Origin of the sequence: uncultured Ruminobacter sp. (assembly GCA_902764345.1) — a bacterium.
In the GTDB taxonomy this organism is placed as follows: domain Bacteria; phylum Pseudomonadota; class Gammaproteobacteria; order Enterobacterales; family Succinivibrionaceae; genus Ruminobacter.
In genome coordinates, this window is the sequence record CACWVT010000006.1 from 35,676 (window position 1) to 55,309 (window position 19,634).

The 19,634-nt window shown below is 45.7% G+C and carries 15 protein-coding genes and 3 tRNA genes; 15 read left to right on the plus strand and 3 right to left on the minus strand.

Going from position 1 to position 19,634, the window contains the following annotated elements:
• Positions 1-4: 4 nt before the first annotated feature.
• Complete coding sequence (locus QZU58_RS02315; protein WP_294494454.1) at positions 5-1,096, plus strand: peptidoglycan DD-metalloendopeptidase family protein; 1,092 nt, start codon at positions 5-7, stop codon at positions 1,094-1,096.
• Positions 1,097-1,192: 96 nt separating this feature from the next.
• On the opposite strand, the gene mutS is transcribed toward QZU58_RS02315, so the two are convergent.
• Positions 1,193-3,757, minus strand: a complete 2,565-nt coding sequence (gene mutS, locus QZU58_RS02320; protein WP_294494457.1) for a DNA mismatch repair protein MutS — start codon at positions 3,755-3,757, stop codon at positions 1,193-1,195.
• A 117-nt stretch (positions 3,758-3,874) separates the two neighbouring features.
• Here mutS and QZU58_RS02325 point away from each other — a divergent pair, with 117 nt between their 5' ends.
• From QZU58_RS02325 to alr, 10 genes are all read left to right on the plus strand, one after another.
• Positions 3,875-4,381, plus strand: coding sequence for a CinA family protein (locus tag QZU58_RS02325; protein WP_363174810.1), 507 nt, complete (start codon positions 3,875-3,877; stop codon positions 4,379-4,381).
• Between the two features lie 290 nt (positions 4,382-4,671).
• Positions 4,672-5,787, plus strand: coding sequence for a recombinase RecA (gene recA, locus QZU58_RS02330; RefSeq protein ID WP_294494462.1), 1,116 nt, complete (start codon positions 4,672-4,674; stop codon positions 5,785-5,787).
• 68 nt (positions 5,788-5,855) lie between these two features.
• Entirely contained in the window at positions 5,856-6,329 is a 474-nt protein-coding gene (locus tag QZU58_RS02335; RefSeq protein WP_294494465.1) for a regulatory protein RecX, read from the plus strand.
• A gap of 174 nt (positions 6,330-6,503) precedes the next feature.
• Positions 6,504-9,134, plus strand: a complete 2,631-nt coding sequence (gene alaS / locus QZU58_RS02340; protein WP_294494468.1) for an alanine--tRNA ligase — start codon at positions 6,504-6,506, stop codon at positions 9,132-9,134.
• A 149-nt stretch (positions 9,135-9,283) separates the two neighbouring features.
• Entirely contained in the window at positions 9,284-9,490 is a 207-nt protein-coding gene (gene csrA / locus QZU58_RS02345) for a carbon storage regulator CsrA (RefSeq protein ID WP_294462356.1), read from the plus strand.
• 476 nt (positions 9,491-9,966) lie between these two features.
• Positions 9,967-10,057, plus strand: a tRNA-Ser gene (locus QZU58_RS02350).
• 24 nt (positions 10,058-10,081) lie between these two features.
• A tRNA-Arg gene (locus tag QZU58_RS02355) sits at positions 10,082-10,158 on the plus strand.
• Between the two features lie 18 nt (positions 10,159-10,176).
• Positions 10,177-10,253: transfer RNA gene (locus QZU58_RS02360), tRNA-Arg, on the plus strand.
• A gap of 215 nt (positions 10,254-10,468) precedes the next feature.
• Positions 10,469-11,926 (plus strand): replicative DNA helicase, encoded by a 1,458-nt coding sequence (gene dnaB / locus QZU58_RS02365; protein WP_294461154.1) that lies wholly within the window; start codon positions 10,469-10,471, stop codon positions 11,924-11,926.
• Between the two features lie 58 nt (positions 11,927-11,984).
• Positions 11,985-13,076: an alanine racemase gene (alr, locus tag QZU58_RS02370; protein WP_294494471.1), complete on the plus strand. Its 1,092-nt coding sequence runs from the start codon at positions 11,985-11,987 to the stop codon at positions 13,074-13,076.
• A gap of 158 nt (positions 13,077-13,234) precedes the next feature.
• On the opposite strand, the gene QZU58_RS02375 is transcribed toward alr, so the two are convergent.
• Together QZU58_RS02375 and nadC are read right to left on the minus strand one after the other, a co-directional pair.
• The gene (locus QZU58_RS02375) at positions 13,235-13,663 is read right to left on the minus strand and encodes a hypothetical protein (RefSeq protein WP_294461160.1); all 429 of its coding nucleotides are present in this window, start codon (positions 13,661-13,663) and stop codon (positions 13,235-13,237) included.
• A 220-nt stretch (positions 13,664-13,883) separates the two neighbouring features.
• Complete coding sequence (gene nadC / locus QZU58_RS02380; RefSeq protein ID WP_294461161.1) at positions 13,884-14,726, minus strand: carboxylating nicotinate-nucleotide diphosphorylase; 843 nt, start codon at positions 14,724-14,726, stop codon at positions 13,884-13,886.
• A 312-nt stretch (positions 14,727-15,038) separates the two neighbouring features.
• Here nadC and prfB point away from each other — a divergent pair.
• From prfB to trmB, 4 genes are all read left to right on the plus strand, one after another.
• Positions 15,039-16,137, plus strand: a protein-coding gene (gene prfB / locus QZU58_RS02385) for a peptide chain release factor 2 (RefSeq protein WP_294461163.1) whose coding sequence is annotated in 2 segments (ribosomal slippage) — positions 15,039-15,113 and positions 15,115-16,137 — 1,098 coding nt in all. Because the reading frame shifts where the segments join, the coding sequence is not laid out codon by codon here.
• A 16-nt stretch (positions 16,138-16,153) separates the two neighbouring features.
• Positions 16,154-17,677 (plus strand): lysine--tRNA ligase, encoded by a 1,524-nt coding sequence (gene lysS, locus QZU58_RS02390; protein ID WP_294461166.1) that lies wholly within the window; start codon positions 16,154-16,156, stop codon positions 17,675-17,677.
• Positions 17,678-17,796: 119 nt separating this feature from the next.
• Complete coding sequence (gene dapA, locus QZU58_RS02395) at positions 17,797-18,672, plus strand: 4-hydroxy-tetrahydrodipicolinate synthase (RefSeq protein ID WP_294461168.1); 876 nt, start codon at positions 17,797-17,799, stop codon at positions 18,670-18,672.
• A gap of 247 nt (positions 18,673-18,919) precedes the next feature.
• Positions 18,920-19,633 (plus strand): tRNA (guanosine(46)-N7)-methyltransferase TrmB, encoded by a 714-nt coding sequence (gene trmB, locus QZU58_RS02400; protein ID WP_294494495.1) that lies wholly within the window; start codon positions 18,920-18,922, stop codon positions 19,631-19,633.
• Position 19,634: the final 1 nt, after the last annotated feature.

Sequence of the window (19,634 nt, forward strand, 5' to 3'; positions counted from 1 at the left end):
TTCTATGAAAACAAATTACTGTTTATGTGCATCCGTTATTTTTCTGATTGTGAGTGTCGGCTGTGCCACTTCGGACCGTCCGTATTCACCGTCTGATCTCACCGGTGTAAAGCAGGTTCCTTCCCGTGCGACCAAAACAGCCTACAGAAAACAGAGTGTTTCACAGAATCAGGTAAGGAACTCTGCATCAGCTGCGGGGTATTACATCGTTAAGCCTGGTGATACCCTGTATTCCGTTGCTTTTGCAAATAATATGGATTACCAGACACTGGCTCTTATTAATGGCATAAAAGCTCCTTATACCATAAATGTGGGACAGAGGCTGCTTACGGACTCCGTCAGATCGGAACGGAAGCTGTACCGTGTCGTGAAAGGGGATACTGTTTACAATATTTCCAAACGCTACGATCTGACTCCTGCCCAGCTGGCGTCCATGAACGGGATAGATAAAAGCTTTAACATCAGAATCGGACAGGTGCTGGTGGTTGGTAAGAAAACCGTTAACTCATCGGTTCAGAACGTTAATCAGGGTAGGATAGCTTCATCTCAGCCTGTATCTGCTTCAAAACAGCAGACGGCGTCAAAGACCACACCGGAAAAAAGAACCGGTTCATCCGCTCCTGCTATGTCACTGACTTCATCAGGAACGGCGGCATCATCTTCTGCGGCAACAGGAGGCAAGTCCTCATCAGCTTCCTCTTCAAAGTATCAGAACGTTGCCAGAAACAATGCCAAGGTAAACTGGAGGTGGCCGTACAACGGTAAGATTGTTGAAGGCTACAGCAGAAACAACAAGGGTATTGATATTTCCGGAAATCGCGGTGACTCTGTCAGAAGTGCGGCCAAGGGGAAGATTGTATATGCCGGTAATGCCTTAAGAGGCTACGGAAACCTAATCATTATCAATCATGACGATGATTATCTGTCTGCGTATGCACATAATGATGCCATTCTTGTCGCTGAAGGTCAGATGGTTGAATCAGGTCAGGTGATAGCAAGAATGGGAAGTACGGATGCCAAATCGGTAAGACTGCATTTTGAAATAAGACACAACGGAGAATCCGTAAATCCGTTAAGTTATCTCCCTAAGAAATAACCAGAGTTTCATGGATAGATATTTTTCTTTGGCGGTATTCAGAAAGCGGAGGCCTCAGATATCTGATGCCTCCGCTTTGATTTTAAGATCCTGTTTTTACTGCATATCCTTAATCTTGTCTGTCATGGCATAAATGAGATTAAGCGCATCTCTTGCCGACATGGTGTCGGGATGAAGTGATTTCAGTGTGCTGATGATGTCTTCAACCTCAGGAGGCAGCCTGTCTTCAGAACTTTCCTGTTCAGCATTTTTCCCTTCGGCGGTGAGATGCTCGGTAGTGAAGGATCTCATGCGTTTCCTTGCAAGAGATATTATGGTGTTCGGAATACCGGCCAGAGCCGCAACCTCGAGACCATATGAGCTGGTGGCCGCACCGTCCTCGACATTATGTAGAAAGATAATGCTGTCCCCGCTCTTCTGGGCCCCGAAATGAACATTGCGGACATTGGCAAAGGTATTGGCAAGTTCGGTCAGCTCAAAGTAATGGGTTGAGAACAGTGTGTAACATCTTTTTTTGGCAAAGTATTCGGCTACGGCCCATGCCAGTGACATGCCGTCAATGGTGCTGGTACCTCTGCCTATCTCATCCATGAGCACCAGACTTTTGCTGGTTACCTGATTGATGATGGATGAGGTTTCGGTCATTTCAACCATGAAGGTGGATCTGCCCGAAGCCAGATCATCACTGGCTCCTATTCTGGTAAATATTTTATCAACATCCGGGATGACTGCTTTGTGTGCGGGAACAAATGAGCCGGCATAAGCCATCAGTGTAATAAGTGCACACTGACGCATGTAGGTTGATTTACCTCCCATGTTTGGTCCGGTAATCAGCAGCAGGGTGGAGTTATCATCAAGCGATGACGTGTTGGCTATGAACGGATTGTTCATTACCTGTTCTATTACCGGATGTCTGCCGCGTTCAATACACAAATCTCTTGAAGGAGTGAATTCCGGACGAACGTAGTAATTCTGTTCGGCGACGGAGGCAAATGAGAGAATCATGTCCAGGTTTGCAAGTTTTCTGGAGATGTCTGTCAGCGTGTTCAGATAAGGAAGCACGCTGTCCAGAAGCTCGTCGTAAAGTTTCTTTTCAAGTGCAAGAGCCCTGCTTTGGGCAGTGAGGGTCTGTTCCTCGTATTCCTTAAGTTCCGGAGTAATGTATCTTTCGGCATTTTTCAGGGTCTGACGGCGGATATAGTCGTCAGGTACCGCATCAGCGTTGGCCTTGGTGACTTCTATGTAGTATCCGTGAACACGGTTATAATCCACTTTGAGGGTGGTGATGCCCGTTCTCTGCTTTTCTCTTTCCTCCACCTTTTTGAGAATGTCCACGGCACCGTCCGTGAGCTGCCTCAGGTAGTCGAGTTCCTCACTGTATCCGTCGGCTATAACCCCGCCTTCCCTAATGACTATCGGCGGGTTTTCCCTTATGGCTCTGAGAAGCAGATCGGCGAGTTCGTTTATGGTCGGGATGGCTTCTCCGTAGGATGCAGTTTTTCCGCCGAATGTCATCATGAGTTTTTTCAGTTCAGGGAGCATCCGGAGTGCGGCCCTGATTTTGCACAGGTCCCTCGGTCTCAGATTCTTCAGTGCAAGTCTTGCCGTTACTCTTTCGAGGTCTCCGGCTTCCTTCAGTTGTTCGGAGAGGGTGGCAACAGCGCTGTTTTCAATGAACTCGGCAATGAGATCGTGTCTGCCGGCGATAACATGCAGATCCTTGGGCGGCTGCAACAGGTTCCTTTTGAGCATTCTGGAGCCCATTGGGGTTACGCATCTGTCCAGAACCGAGGCCAGGGTGTGGGTCTGTCCGCCCTGAAGATTTTCAACAAGCTCCAGATTTCGCTGAGAGTTCGCATCAAGGTATACGTACGAGCTGTCGGATTCCGTTTTAAGAGAAGTTATGTGAAGTAATGTCGTCTTCTGGGTTTCGCTTACGTAACTCAGCAGGGCACCTGCTGCGCAGATGCCGATGGAGATTCCGTTCAGACCGAAGCCCGACAGGTCTCTGGTACCGAACTGACGGCACAGTTTTTTAAGACTTGTTTCGTAGTCAAAGTCCCATACGGGTCTGCGGCGCAGTCCGTTATATGATGACAGCAGCTCCGGGGATTTGAAATTTTCCGAATAGAGCAGTTCCGCCGGACGGAGTCGCTGCAGAATGGATTCAAAGGCGGATGGCGTTTCCGCCTCATAGCAGTAGAAGTCTCCGGAACTCAGATTTATGTAGCTCACGGCATATGTAAGCTGATCACTGCATACACATACAATGCAGTTGTCCTTTCTTTCCGCCAGAAGGTTGTCATCCGTAACTGTTCCCGGAGTTATTATGCGGGTTACCTTTCTTTCAACAATTCCCTTGGCGGTGGCCGGATCGCCAATCTGTTCACAGATGGCCACGCTTTCGCCGTGTTCAATCAGTCTGGCAAGATAGTTGTCCACAGAATGGAAGGGAACGCCGGCCATTGGTATTGGTTCGCCGTTGTAGGTTCCGCGCTTGGTCAGGGTGATATCCAAAATTTCCGCCGCTTTTTTGGCGTCATCAAAAAATGTTTCATAAAAGTCGCCCATTCTGTAAAGCAGAAGGGTTTCAGGATACTGGCTTTTTACGGACAGATACTGTTGCATCAGCGGCGTTGCATTATTGGATGAAGTGACCATTGTTTTATATGTTGATTTACGATTAAAAAAGAGAAATTACAGCTTAAATAATTGAGCCAATAGTTTATCATAATTCAAAACAAACCAAAAAATTAAGAGGTATTAAGTTTGAGTACGGTGTCAGAAAATCAGGTAACGGAAATTCTTAAGCTGTCGGCAGATCTTGGCAGGGTGCTGCAGCATTTGGGAATCAGCATGTGTACTGCTGAATCATGTACGGGCGGACTGATAAGCGCTTTTATCACGGACATAAGCGGTTCTTCAGAATGGTTTGATCGGGCGTTTGTTACGTACACCAACGAAGCAAAGATGGAAATGCTCGGGGTTTCTTCCGATACGCTTGAACGGCACGGAGCAGTCAGCTCGCAGACCGTTGAGGAAATGGTTCGCGGAGCCGTTGAAAGATCTGCGGCAACGGTAGGTGTGGCTGTTTCCGGAATTGCCGGTCCTACCGGCGGAACGCCGGAAAAGCCGGTCGGAACGGTGTGGATGGCCTGGTGTTATCCGGACGGATATGTGGAGACGGAATGTCACCATTTTGACGGAAACCGTCAGGAGGTGAGACTTTGTACTGTTGCGGAGGCATTCAGAAGGCTTCTTGAAAAAATTTCCGCACATACGTAAAACCAGAAAAAGACATTTTTAACTGAACTGATCTCAAAACGGATAATCATTTTTTTAGGGAAATGGACTTTTTTGCAAATAGCAATAACAATAGAGCATCGTGGGGATGTATTACCGACAGATACGGAGGCTGATCCCCGGGATAATTCCGCAGAACGGCGGGAAGAGATGATAAAATAAAAAATATACGCAAAACAAAAATAATTATTGACATGTTTTGAGAGTAAAACTATACTTAATCCATAGATTTTTTATATTGACGGTAATTTAGATACTAAGGCGGACTAACCATGGCAGTAAGTAAGGCAGAACAGGATAATAAGCAGAAAGCGCTTCAGGCGGCTATCGATCAGATTAACAAGCAGTTCGGTAAGGGCTCCATCATGCGTTTGGGGGACAACAAGCAGCTTGACATTGAGAGTATTCCTACAGGTTCATTATCATTGGACATAGCTTTGGGAATAGGCGGACTTCCATGCGGCCGCATAGTTGAAATTTACGGTCCGGAAAGTTCAGGTAAAACCACTCTGACCCTCGAGCTTATTGCTCAGGCTCAGAAAAAGGGCAAGAGCTGCGCATTTATCGATGCGGAACATGCACTGGATCCTGTTTATGCCGCAAAGCTTGGCGTAAACATCCAGAATCTTTATGTTTCTCAGCCGGATAACGGTGAACAGGCTCTGGATATCTGTGATACCCTGGTCCGTTCAGGCGGTATTGATCTTATTATTATTGACTCCGTTGCTGCTCTGGTACCGAAGGCTGAAATTGACGGAGATATGGGGGATTCCCACATGGGTCTGCAGGCCAGACTCATGTCTCAGGCCCTGCGTAAGTTAACTGGCAGTATCAAGCAGGCGAACTGCATGTGCGTGTTCATCAATCAGCTGCGCATGAAGATTGGCGTAATGTTCGGTAACCCGGAAACCACTACCGGCGGTAATGCGCTTAAGTACTATGCTTCCGTCCGTCTGGATATCCGCAAGGGGTCTCCAATAAAGGACGGTGAAGAAATCATCGGTAATGAAACCAGGGTGAAGGTAGTTAAGAACAAGGTGGCTCCTCCGTTCAAGACTGCTGATTTCCAGATTCTCTACGGTAAGGGAATCAGTATGGAAAGTGAAATTGTGGATCTTGGCGTAAAGACCGATATCATTGAAAAATCAGGTGCCTGGTTCTCCTATAACGGACAGAAGATTGGCCAGGGCAAGAATAATGTGATTAAGTACCTTGAGTCAAACAATGACGTAAAGGAAGAAATGATTGCAAGAATCAGAGAGTATTACAAGAATCATAATGATTTCTCCATAAGTGCCGAAGCTGAATCAGCAGATGAGTCTGATGCGGTGGACGGCATTGATCTTCCTCCTGAACTTGAGGTTGCCGAAATACCTGAAGACCTGTAATTCAGAACAGACATGAGCCCCGACTGATCGTGATTCAGGCGGGGCGATTTGTTTTTAAAGGATTGATTATGACAGACAGTTCACTGGAAAAAGCGTTCGGTTATGCCGTCAGGCTTCTGACTAAAAAGGATTATTCCGCTTACGAGCTTTCGGTAAAACTGCGCTCCCGCTGTAGGGATGAGGATGAAGTCAACGCCGTCATTGAGAGACTTCAGGAACTTAGATATCAGAGTGACGCCAGATGTGCCGACATGCTTGTGCGTCATTATGTCGGAAACGGCTACGGCAGACTCAGGATTTTTTATGAGGCGAAAATGAAGGGACTTTCCAGAGAGCTCATTACATCCTGCCTTGATGAGGTTGGCGCTGATTGGAACGGACTTGCAAGAGATGTACTGCTTCGCAGGTATGAACATCCGGAAAGTCTTGAATACAAGGAAAGACTTAAGGCCGTTGCTTTTCTCGTAAGAAGGGGGTTCAGCCAGGGGGAGGCGGTTGCCGGTCTTAAACAGGCTGTTTCGGAAAGTCTCAGGAACCGATAATTGTCCGGTGCGGAAAGTGCTGCAGACCGCACGGATATTCATATACTGAAAAACTTCACATCCGCACGGTAAAAGTTTTTGTAGTTCTATTAGCCAAAATACGGAAAAAAATATATAATCTACGCAAACTAAATATTTAGTATTTTTATCACGAAAAATCAATAAAGGCTTAATATGTACATGACAACCTCAGAGATTCGCAAGGCGTTTCTCGAATATTTCCATTCGCATGGTCATGAGGTGGTAAGTTCAAGCTCTTTAGTACCTCATAACGATCCTACGCTGTTATTTACCAATGCCGGTATGAATCAGTTCAAGGATGTTTTCCTGGGTAAAGAGCTTAGAAGTTATTCCCGCGCTACTACTGCTCAAAGATGTGTTCGTGCAGGCGGTAAGCATAACGACTTGGACAATGTCGGTTATACTGCCCGTCATCATACATTCTTTGAAATGTTGGGAAACTTCAGCTTCGGTGATTATTTCAAGAAGGATGCCATCCATTTTGCTTGGGGCTTCCTTACCGGAGTATTAAAGCTTCCTGCTGAAAAGTTAACCGTAACCGTTTATCAGACAGATGACGAAGCTTACGATATCTGGAACAAGGAAATCGGTGTTCCTGCAGAACGCATCGTAAGAATCGGTGATAACAAGGGAGCTCCATATGCTTCAGATAATTTCTGGCAGATGGGTGATACCGGTCCTTGCGGTCCTTGCTCCGAAATTTTCTACGACCACGGTGCAGACATCTGGGGCGGCCCTCCGGGATCCCCTGAAGAAGACGGTGACAGATTCATTGAGGTCTGGAATATCGTATTCATGCAGTACAACCGTACCATTGACGGAGAATTCCATAAGCTTCCTCGTCCTTCCGTAGATACAGGTATGGGGCTTGAACGTATTGCTGCGGTAATGCAGGGTGTTCATTCAAACTACGAAATCGACCTGTTCAAGGATCTTATTGAAAACACCGCCAGGGTTTTATCAGTAACCGACCTTACCAATAAGTCACTTCGCGTTATTGCCGACCATATCCGTTCATGTTCATTCCTTATTGCTGACGGAGTGCTTCCTTCAAACGAAGGCAGAGGATACGTGTTAAGACGTATTATCAGACGTGCGGTCAGACACGGCCGTCTGCTGGGTGCCAAGGAAGTGTTTTTCTATAAGCTTGTTGCCCCACTGGCTGAGCTTATGGGGGATGCTTATCCGGAACTCAGAGCCCATAAGGATCTGATTGAAAAGACCCTTAAGAAGGAAGAAGAACAGTTCATAAGAACTCTTGACAGAGGTCTTACCCTGTTGAATGAACAGCTCGAGGCTCTCGGTGAAGGAAGAACAATTCCTGGTGATGTGGTATTCAAGCTTTACGATACCTACGGCTTCCCAGTTGACCTTACCGCTGACGTGGTAAGAGATGCCGGTTACGTAATTGATCTTGAAGGCTTCAACAGCGAAATGGACAAGCAGCGCGCTCGTGCCAAGGAAGCCAGCTCATTTGAGGTTGACTACAACTCTCAGTTGAAGATTCAGAGTACTACTGAATTTGTCGGTTATACCAGACTGACTGAAGAAACTGAAATCGAGACCATTTTTAAGGGAGTTGAAGAGGCTGAAGCCCTTTCAACCGACGAGCAGGGGGTAATTGTTCTCAAGTCAAGTCCGTTCTATGCGGAATGCGGCGGTCAGGCCGGTGATATCGGCGTGATTAAGGCTGATGACAATTTCATTTTCAGGGTAAGCGATACCAAGAAGGCCGGTAATGCAATTATTCACATCGGTAAGGTGGAACTCGGTTCTTTTGTACCTGGTATGAAGGTTGTTGCCGAAGTTGATGCCGCAAACAGAAAACTGACCTGTGCCCATCACAGTGCCACCCATCTGCTTCAGGCTGCATTACGTCAGGTTGTCGGTACTCATGTTAACCAGAAGGGGTCTTCAGTTAATGCCGAACGTCTCCGTTTTGACTTCTCACACAATGAGCCTTTAACCGAGGAACAGATTGCGGAAGTTGAAGTTCTGGTGAACCGCGCAATTGCCGATAACCTTGATGTTTCAACCAGTATTATGGATCTGGAAGAGGCTAAGAAGACCGGCGCAATGGCTCTGTTCGGTGAAAAGTACGAGCAGAAGGTTCGCGTGGTATCCATGGGTGATTTCTCATGTGAACTGTGCGGCGGTACGCACGTAAACAGAACAGGTGACATCGGATTCTTCAAGATTCTTTCTGACAGCGGTATTGCCGCCGGCGTAAGAAGAATTGAGGCTGTTACCAATCTTGCTGCGTTAAGCTATGTTCAGAAGCTCAACAACGAGTTAAGAAGAAGTGCGGAACTCTTAAAGAGCGAAGCCTTCGGTCTTACCGAAAAGGTTAAGGTAACTCTCGATCACGTTCGTGAAATTGAACACGAGAACTCAGCACTCAAGGAAAAGCTTGCTCTGTCTGCAGTATCCGATCTTATGAATTCAGTTACTGAAATCAACGGAGTAAAGACACTGATTGCTACCTTTGACGGTGTTGAAGTCAAGGAAATGAGAACCACTCTCGACGATCTCAAGAACAGACTCAAGAGTGCGGTTATCGTTCTTGCCTCAGTTGTTGACGGCAGGGTATTCCTGATTTCCGGTGTTACCAAGGATCTTACTTCAAGAGTTAAGGCGGGTGATCTGGTTAACCATGTTGCCAGTCAGATTGACGGTAAGGGTGGCGGACGTCCTGACATGGCTCAGGGTGGCGGTACCAATGTTGCCAGTCTGCCAAAGGCCATGGAAAGCGTAGCTCTCTGGCTTGAAGAAAGATTAGGCTGATTATTTATTTAATAAGCAACAAAAATAAAAAAGAGTTCTATTTTCAAGTGGAACTCTTTTTTTATGGATAAATAATCACAGGTAATATAGAATATAAGATGTAAGGTGAGATATTTCAGTCAAGCTATCATGATGTAAGCGAGAGAACAATGCTAATTTTAACAAGACGTTTAGGTGAAGCTATAACAATCGGTAAAGATGTTAAACTTACCGTATTAAGCATTAAGGGTAACCAGGTTCGTATCGGCGTTGATGCACCAAAGGAAGTGAGCATTCAGCGTTCTGAGCTGATCGAAAAGAAGGATTCTGAAGAATCTTCAGATAAGGCTGAAGTTCGTAAATCAGCAGATAAGTAGGTTTCATTTCCAACGATATCATTTCAAAGATATGTGATGTTACGGAACATCCATAGCATCCGTATTTTATTATAATTTCCATTTTCATCTGACGCTTCCCGTCTTTTCAGTTACATGATTCAAGTGAACAGTTTACAGTGTTCGTTCCCTAATTCCGGTATTTGTGTTTTTACCGTTACTCCGGGGTGATTCCCAAAGTAAGTTCGTGTTCCGGACATCTGACCGTTTTCAGTAAGAATTTGCGGTTGTATGATGCGGAAGGGTGTTGTTTCCCAGGAATTCATCAGTTTCCCCACGGTCGGATTTACGTATGTTCCTGTTGTGCCTCCGGTATATTAAAAAAGCGGAACAATCCGTTAAATTGTTTAAAAAACTTGCAAACGGACATAATAATTCAAAAAAATCAGTTTTTTTAAACCTAACCGCTTGACAATATCTGTGAACATTGTAAAATTACGCCCACAAAGAAACTTGATGGTGAGATGACCGAGAGGCCGAAGGTACTCCCCTGCTAAGGGAGCATACCCCAAAAGGGTATCGAGGGTTCGAATCCCTCTCTCACCGCCAGGTTTGACATAGTTTTTAAATAGGGCACCCTTAGCTCAGCTGGATAGAGTACTCGGCTACGAACCGAGCGGTCGAAGGTTCGAATCCTTCAGGGTGCGCCATTTAAAATTCGATTGTGAGCACCCTTAGCTCAGCTGGATAGAGTACTCGGCTACGAACCGAGCGGTCGAAGGTTCGAATCCTTCAGGGTGCGCCATCTGATCTTCCTTACTTCCAACTTCCCTTCAAACGTTTTTGTTCCTGTATCATCGTTGTCTGAACGGTTCTGTTGTTATCCCTGTGCCTCCGTTAATGTTGCTGACATATTAGCATGATGCCTGCATATTTTGACTTGATTCTGTAAATTCTGAAGGCAAGTGGTATATAATACAATGAATTTTTTGTTATATGTTTTTGAATGGGACACAGCCAATGCCGCTTACTCCGACTTCTCCTGAATGGGATAAGGTTTCGGGAAACAATTCCATAAGTGACGGAAGGGTTAACCGCAATCCAAATGAACCGCTGGGAATGCCTCATGATTTTGAAGCTGAACAGGCCGTTCTCGGTTCGCTGCTGCTTACCCCGAATAAGCTGGAGCTGGTGAATCAGAAGATTTCCGTTGATGATTTCTTCAGTGAAAATCACAGACTGATTTACAGTGCGATACAGAGACTGTCAGTGGCCGACAAGTCCATAGACATAATCAATCTGGCAGGTGAATTAAAGCAGTGCGGTCAGTTGGAAAAGGTTGGCGGACAGGCATATCTTCTTTCTCTGCAGAGCAAGCCTCCCGTATCGGTAGATATCCTGAGTTACACGACCATAGTAAGCGAAAGGTCTCAGGCAAGAAAAATTCTTAACCTCATCGGTTCCGTAGAAAGAAAGCTTTATGTGCCTAACGGTGAGTCCGTTTCCTCAATAAGAGATGATTTGGAAAACAGTATCATCAAGCTGGGGGAAGAGAATTCCGGTATTGATGAGAATACGCCGAAGGACATTAAATCCGTAATTTTTGATGTCGTAAATGACATCAGGGAAAACAATAATAAGAACATTGAGGTAACAGGCGTTACCACGGGCTATGTGGAGCTGGACCGCATGACTGCGGGGCTTCACGGTGGCGAGCTGATTATTGTGGGCGCCAGACCGGCGATGGGTAAAACCACCTTCGGCATGAATCTGGTGGAAAACATGGCATTCAAGTCGGATCCGGGAATTAAACCGGTACTCGTATTTTCCATTGAAATGAATGCCAAGGAGATTGTCACCAGACTTATAGCGTCCATGGCTCACATTGAAATGGACAAATTAAAGAAATACCGTCTTGATGAAACGGATTTGAAGAACATGCTGACCGTGGCTACCAAGGTTAACAACTACAAGTATCCGCCGATATTCATCTGTGACGGACAGGTAAGCGCTCAGGAGATAAGATCCATAACCAAGAGACTAAGCCGAGAATATAACGGCCTTGGCGCGGTCATGGTGGATTACCTGCAGCGTATCAATTTCCCTAATGACGGCAGAGCCAGACATGAACAGATAGGTGAGGCTTCATGGATTCTCAAGTCTCTGGCGAAGGAATTGCAGATTCCGGTAATTGCCCTGGCACAGGTAGGGCGTGACATTGAAAAGGGACGTAAGGATAAGAGACCTATGAATGCCGACCTACGCGAATCCGGTTCCATCGAACAGGATGCTGACGTAATTATGTTCGTGCATCGAGAAGAGGCATATCAGAGAGACAATCCTGATTTAAAGGGTAAGGCCGAAATAATAATAGGTAAACAGAGAAACGGTCCTACCGGCATCGTTGACATGTTTTTCCAGGGGAATTACGCAAGATTTACTGAAACGTCACAAGCAAATATTGAACAGACAGTGTAATCGGCGGTTATGACGTAATCAGGTAGGTTTTTAATAATAAATATAAATAGGATTAGTGATGAAAACCGTGCAGGCTCAGATCGATCTGAGTGCTTTGAGACATAACGTAAATCTGATTAGGCAGAAGTTGCCTGAAAGTAAAGTATACAGCGTGCTTAAGGCTGATGCGTACGGACACGGCAGTGTCCGTTGTGCAAAGGCATTAAATGATACCGTTTACGGTTTTGCCGTAGCCAGAATAGAAGAGGCCATAGAACTGAGGGATGCCGGCATAACAAAGCCGATACTGATGCTCGGCGGTTTTTTCAGGGAAGATGACCTTAATCTCATAGAACGTTATGCTCTGGAGTTTACCGTTCATTCTCAGTGGCAGATAGATGCCCTCAGAACCTATTCTTCCGATAACTGCTTTACCGTATGGCTGCAGGTTAACGTGGGAATGCAGCGTCTTGGATTTAACGGGGATGAGCTTGATTCCGCAGCTGCAGGTCTTGCATCCTGTGCCAGCGTCAGAAAGCCTGTCGGCATTATTTCTCATCTGAGCTGTGCCGATGATGACAGTCTTAAAGATTATAATGAGCTTCAGCTTGCCGAATGGAAAAGAATGACCGATGGGTGGAACGGACCTAAGTGTCTGTCTAATTCAGCGGCATGTGCCTATTTCCCGGAGAAATCAACCGAATTCGTGAGACCCGGAATTACCCAGTACGGGATTTCACCGACCCTGGGGAAAACCGGAAAGGACATGGGACTCCGTCCCGTTATGAAGCTGTCATCGGAAATAATTGCCATCAGGGATCTTAAGCCCGGAGATGTTGTCGGATACGGTGCATCGTGGGTGTGTGAAAAACCTACCAGACTGGCCATTGTCGCCGTGGGTTATGCAGACGGATATCCGAGAGCGGTTCCAAGCGGTACTCCGGTTGAAATAAACGGCAGGTTAGCTAAAACTGCAGGTCATGTATGCATGGACATGATGTTTGTTGATCTTGGTGCCGGTGCCGTGGATAAAATAGGTGACAGGGTTTACCTCTGGGGAACCGACAGTGTGTCTGTTGAGTGTGTTGCGGAGTCGGTAAACACCATTCCGTACGAACTGGTGTGCCATCTGTCTGACAGGGTTGAGTTTGTTTATACTGATGACAGATAAACGCAAAGATGAATAATCCGAAAACCCCGGTGACTATCAGTGTCACCGGGGTTTTGATATGAATTAAATGATTTTCATGAGACGTCAGACAAAATAAAAGAAACCGGCGGTTAAATGATAACCGGACCGGTTTCCTGAATATTTATGTTTAGGAACTACTAGAAGTTGAACTGATCCTTTTCGTATTTCTTGGAGAGCCTGATGTCGTCTCCAAGCTGTTCAATCAGGGTTTCAAGTTCGGCTTCCGCTTCATCAAGCTTGATTTCCAGATTATCAAGGGCAATGAGTTCTTCTTCGCATTCATTGCTTTGTTCACCCTTTTCGTGGCATACCAGATCAGAACGGGTCTTCTGGGCATCAAACTTTTCCTGTGCGAAGCGTAAAGGAAGGTCGTGAGGCTTTTTGAAGCTTACGCCTGCTGAATCAACGTTAACATAGAGCCACGGATGACCCCAGTCCCATACCGGGAATATGAATTCCACTGCGTTGTTTTCGGCAGTATACAGTGATGTGTTGCTGTTGATTTTGCCTAACAGGGCAACAAAAATAACTGTGATGATACCGTAAAGAAGAACTTTATAAAACATATTACCACTCTCTTACAATTTGCAGATAATTTTTACAGTCTGATAACATTATACTAAAAAAATATGTCTATCGTACAGTTTTACAATAAATATATAAATTTCTTTGTTCTTGGCAATGATTATCTGAATTAAGTAAGAATATGTACGCAAAAAAAGATGAGAACCTGAAGGTTCTCATCCCTGATAATGTGTTTAACGTGTTGTTTTCAGACGGTAAATCCTATTTTTTGAATCTCATTGACAGATCCATTGCTCTTACGTTCTTGGTAAGGGCACCGACGGAAATGAAATCTACGCCGATCTTCGCATATCTTGCAATGGTTGAAAGATTTACGTTGCCGCTGATTTCAAGCTTGGCTTTGTGATTGGTGATTTTTACCGCTTCTTCCATTGCCGGAATGTCAAAGTTGTCCAGCATGATGATGTCACTGTTTGCATCAAGAGCCTGCTGAAGTTCATCAAGGTTTTCCACTTCAACTTCAACCATTTTTCCGGGATTGAGCTTTCTGGCGGTTTCGATGGCCTGTCTGATGCCGCCGCATGCCATGATGTGGTTTTCCTTTATAAGATACGCATCAAAAAGTCCCATGCGGTGATTGTGACCGCCGCCTGCAACAACTGCATGCTTAAGAGCGGTGCGGAGTCCCGGAACTGTTTTTCTGGTGTCGAGAAGGGTACAGTTTGTGCCTCTCATTTCCTTAACGTATGCGGAAACGGCAGTGGCAACGCCGGAAAGGGTCTGTACGAAATTAAGAGCGGTACGTTCAGCCGTAAGCATGATACGGGCATTTCCGTGAAGACGGAAAAGTTCCTGTCCCGGAGCAACCTTGTCACCATCCTTGACGAGCCATTCCACGGTAACGCGGTCACCGAGCTGATGAAATATTTCGTCAACCCATGCTTTGCCGCAGAATACGCCTTCTTCTCTGGTAATAACGGTGGCATCGCTTACGCGGTCGGCAGGAATCAGCTGAGCCGTAATATCAAGAGAAGGATCAAGTTCACCGCCCAAATCCTCTTTGAGGGCAAGCGCAACGGAATTGGTAATATCATTACTTAACATAATATGTGTCCTGTTTTCGTTTAAGTACGGAAAAGTGACGGTTAAAAATCACATCCCGGTGCATTATATCATGAATCGTATGGTTTTTTCCGCATACGTCCACTTAATGATTTCATGCTCCGTGGTCATGCCGAATTGGCCGTGATGCCTGCGGTGACGTGTTTTTGGAGAACCGCTTCGAATCGGGATCTGAATTAAGCATGCTGAAATGAGATTTAAGTCGAAAAAATGATAAAAAAAATGTATAATACAGCACCCATTGTGTTTTGCACGATGGACGGTTTTATTTATTGGAAACTTTAGTGAAGCAGTATGTTGGAAATAACCTCTCTTGAAAACAGATTAAGCGATTACCAGAATCGCACCGACAGCCTCAGGGGGTATCTTTGACCCGGACAGCAAACGTGAACGCCTTGAAGAAGTTGCGGGTTTGCTGGAAAATCCTGAAGTCTGGGGTGATCAGGCCAGATATCAGGAACTGAGCAGGGAAAAGCAGGAACTTGAGTCATGTACCGGAACCTTTGACACCCTGTCAGGATATTTTGATGACTGTGATGTTCTTTTTGAAATGGTTAAGACCGATCAGGATGAGATGGCGTATCAGGAGCTGATTTCCGTCCTCGATTCAGTTGACAGCCTATTGTCGGAACTTGAGTTTAAGCGCATGTTCAGCGGTACGCACGATGCATCCAACTGTTACATGGACATTCAGTCCGGATCCGGCGGAACCGAAGCTCAGGACTGGGCCAGCATGATTATGCGCATGTATTTGAAATTTGCGGATAAGAACGGATTTAAGAGCGAAATTATCGAAATATCGGAAGGTGAAGTTGCCGGAATCAAATCTGCAACAATCAAGTTTACCGGACCTTATGCCTACGGCTGGTTCAGAACGGAGACCGGGGTTCACCGTCTGGTGCGTAAGTCGCCTTTTGATTCAGGAAACCGTCGTCATACGTCATTCTGCTCAGCGTTCGTTTATCCGGAAGTGGATGACAGGATTGAAATCGAAATCAATCCGGCCGACCTCCGTGTTGATGTCTACAGGGCATCAGGTGCGGGCGGACAGCACATTAACAAGACCGATTCCGCAATCAGAATTACCCATATTCCGACAAATACGGTAGTACAGTGTCAGAATGAACGTTCTCAGCATCAGAACAGGGAACAGGCAATGAAGCAGCTGAAGGCAAAGCTTTATGAACTGGAACTCCGTAAGAAACAGGAAGAAAAGCAGAGCCTTGAAGATTCAAAATCTGATATCGGCTGGGGAAGTCAGATCAGATCATATGTACTGGACGATTCACGCGTAAAAGACTTGCGTACCGGTTATGAAGACAGAAATACCGTGTCTGTGCTGGACGGCGGTATAAAGGAATTTATTAGAGAAAGCTTAAAAGCAGGACTTTAATTCAATAGGAAAAATTATGGAAAATCAGCTTGAGACTCAGAATTCTGAGTTAAACAATGAAATGGCACAGCGTCTCGCTAAGTTAGATGAAATCAGAAAAAACGGTATCGCTTTTCCTAACGATTTCCGCAGAGATCACATCTCATCAGATTTACACAGCCTTTATGATGATAAAGATCCGGAGGCTCTTGAAGCTGAGAAACACGTAGTTAAGATTGCAGGCCGCATGCTTACCCGCCGTATCATGGGCAAGGCTTCTTTCGCAACCCTTCAGGATATGGGCGGAAAGATTCAGATCTACGTAACCCGTGATGATTTACCTGAAAATCAGTACAACGAAGAATTCAAGAAATACGATCTCGGTGACATCGTCGGCTGTGAAGGTCGCGTGTTCAAGACCAAGACCGGCGAATTATCAGTTCACGTAACCAACATCAGATTACTGACCAAGGCTCTGCGTCCTCTTCCTGAAAAGTTCAAGGGTCTTGTTGACCAGGAAGCCCGTTGCCGTCAGAGATATCTTGACCTGATTTCCAATGAACGTTCAAGAAATACCTTCATCATCCGTTCAAAGGTTATTGCCGGTATCAGAAAGTACATGACCTCTCACGGCTTCATGGAAGTTGAAACCCCAATGATGCAGACCATCCCTGGCGGTGCATCAGCCAGACCGTTCATTACTCACCACAATGCCCTTGATATGGACATGTATCTCCGTATCGCTCCTGAACTCTTCCTTAAGAGACTGGTTGTAGGCGGTTTTGAACGCGTGTTCGAAATTAACCGTAACTTCCGTAATGAAGGTATTGACGTAAGACATAACCCTGAATTCACAATGATGGAATTCTACATGGCCTATGCCGACTATCATGACCTTATTGATTTTACCGAAGATCTGTTCAAGACTCTTGCTCTCGAAGTTCTCGGTACTACCAAGATTCACTATGCTAAGGAAGGTGAAGAAGGTCTTGATCTCGATTTCGCACAGCCGTTTGACCGCCTTACCATGAAGGAAGCAATTCTTAAGTATGCAGACTGGATTAAGCCGGAAGACCTCGAAGATTACGATCGTGCTCATGCCATTGCCGAAAAGCTTCACATCGAAATCTTAAGTGCCTGGAAGCTCGGTCATCTGATTTCTGCAATTTTCGAAGAGGTTGCAGAACACAATCTTCAGCATCCAACCTTCATTACCGAATATCCTTTTGAAATTTCTCCTCTTGCAAGAAGAAATGACAAGAACCCTGATTTTACCGACCGTTTCGAATTCTTTATCGCCGGCCGTGAATTGGGTAATGCGTTCTCAGAACTTAACGATGCTCAGGATCAGGCAGCCAGATTCAGAGCTCAGGTTGAACAGAAGGAAGCCGGTGACGATGAAGCCATGTACTACGATGCTGACTTCATTACCGCTCTGGAACACGGTCTGCCTCCGACAGCCGGTGAAGGTATCGGTATCGACAGACTGGTAATGCTGTTTGCAAACTGTCACACCATCAGAGACGTGATTTTATTCCCTACACTCAGACCTCAGAAGTAATTTCAAGGGCTGAGTGAAATAAAAGCCGGGAAAGAAATGATTTTGGAATCGAATATTATTTCTCTTCGGAGTATAATAAAGCCGGCTTGTTGATAATTTTAGCAAAGGAAATTAGAAGAATGATCCATGGATCAATAGTTGCTCTTATTACTCCGTTCAAGGACGGAAAACTTGATGAAGCTGCTCTCCGCAATATTGTTAAGTGGCACATCGAACAGGGAACCAATGGCATTGTTCCGGTAGGTACCACTGGTGAATGTCCTACCCTTACCCCTGAAGAACACTGCCGTGTTATCGAAATTACGGCAGAAATCGCCAAGGGTAAAATGAGCATCATTGCCGGTGCTGGTTCTAACAATCCGGTTGAAGCCATTGAATACAGCAAGGTTGCCGAAAAGGCTGGTGCCGATGCAACCCTGCACGTTGCCGGTTACTACAACCGTCCAAATCAGGACGGCCTCTATGCCCACTTCAAGAAGCTTCATGACGAAACCAATATTCCTATCGTTCTGTACAACATTCCCGGCAGAGCAGTTGTGAATATCCTTCCTGAAACCGTGGCTAAGCTTGCCGAGCTTCCTCGCGTAATCGGCATCAAGGATGCTACCGGTGATCTGGCAAGACCATGGGTTGAAAGACAGCTCATTAAGAGAAAGGACTTCGTATGGCTCTCCGGTGAAGATGCCACTGCCGTAAGTTACAACGTTGCCGGCGGTACCGGTGTTATTTCCGTAACCGCAAACGTTGCTCCAAAGCTTGTTGCCGAAGTTCAGGCTCTTACTCTTGAAGGTAAGTACATTGAAGCTCGTGAAAAGCAGGACAGCCTCATGCGTCTTCACAAGCTGATGTTCAAGGAACCAAGCCCGGCAGGAGCCAAGTATGCATGTTCACTGCTCGGACTGTGCACTGAGGAATGCCGTCTGCCTGTAATGCCTCTTTCCGCTCAGACCAAGTCTGAAATCAAGAGTGCAATGCAGGATTTAAGCCTTATCTAGTAAGAAAAAGGTTGAATCGGACAGGGCCGCAAATCACTGATTTGCGGCCTTTTTTGTGGAAGGACGCAGAACGGTGACTGATCGGGAAACGGGCCCCTGCATCACGCCACAAACTGTTTCGGGAATAAAGCCGCATATCGTATAATCTGCAATTGTGTGTATTAGACGAATCATAATGTATAATATCCGCAGTCCGAATCCCAATGTCACATGACGGCAGAATTAAATTAATTTATTAACAGGCAGAATAATAGTTATGGAAAATGTAATTGAAGAAGAAGTTCCTCATCTCAGAAGAATTAAAAGTTATGTTTTAAGAGAAGGCCGTCTGACAACAGGTCAGGAAAGAGCTCTCAGGGAATTGTGGCCGGTATGGGGCATTGAGTACGAAGAAAGCCGGCTCGATATCGATAAAACATACGGCCGTGAAGGGGCTCCGCTTACCGTTGAAATCGGATTCGGCATGGGCAAGTCTCTTGTTGAAATGGCTCTTAAGGCTCCTGAACGCAATTTTCTCGGAATTGAGGTTCATACCCCAGGAATCGGTGCATGTCTTGCAGATATCCGTGATAAGGGCATAAGCAATTTAAGAATTGTGCACCACGATGCCGTTGAAGTATTAAACAATATGATTCCGGACGGATCCATTGATACTCTTCAGCTGTTTTTCCCGGATCCGTGGCATAAGGCCCGTCATCACAAGAGAAGAATCGTAAAGCCAGAATTTCTGGATCTGATTATGCCTAAGCTCAGATGCGGCGGAATTATTCACATGGCAACCGACTGGGAAAATTATGCGGAACAGATGCTTGAGGTATTGAGTGCCGATGAGCGTATCGAGAACCTGTCCGCCGACAATACCTATATACCGAGACCGGATTTCCGTCCGCTTACAAAATTTGAATTAAGAGGCCAGAGACTCGGCCACGGCGTGTGGGATTTAATGTTTAGGAAAAAGTAAG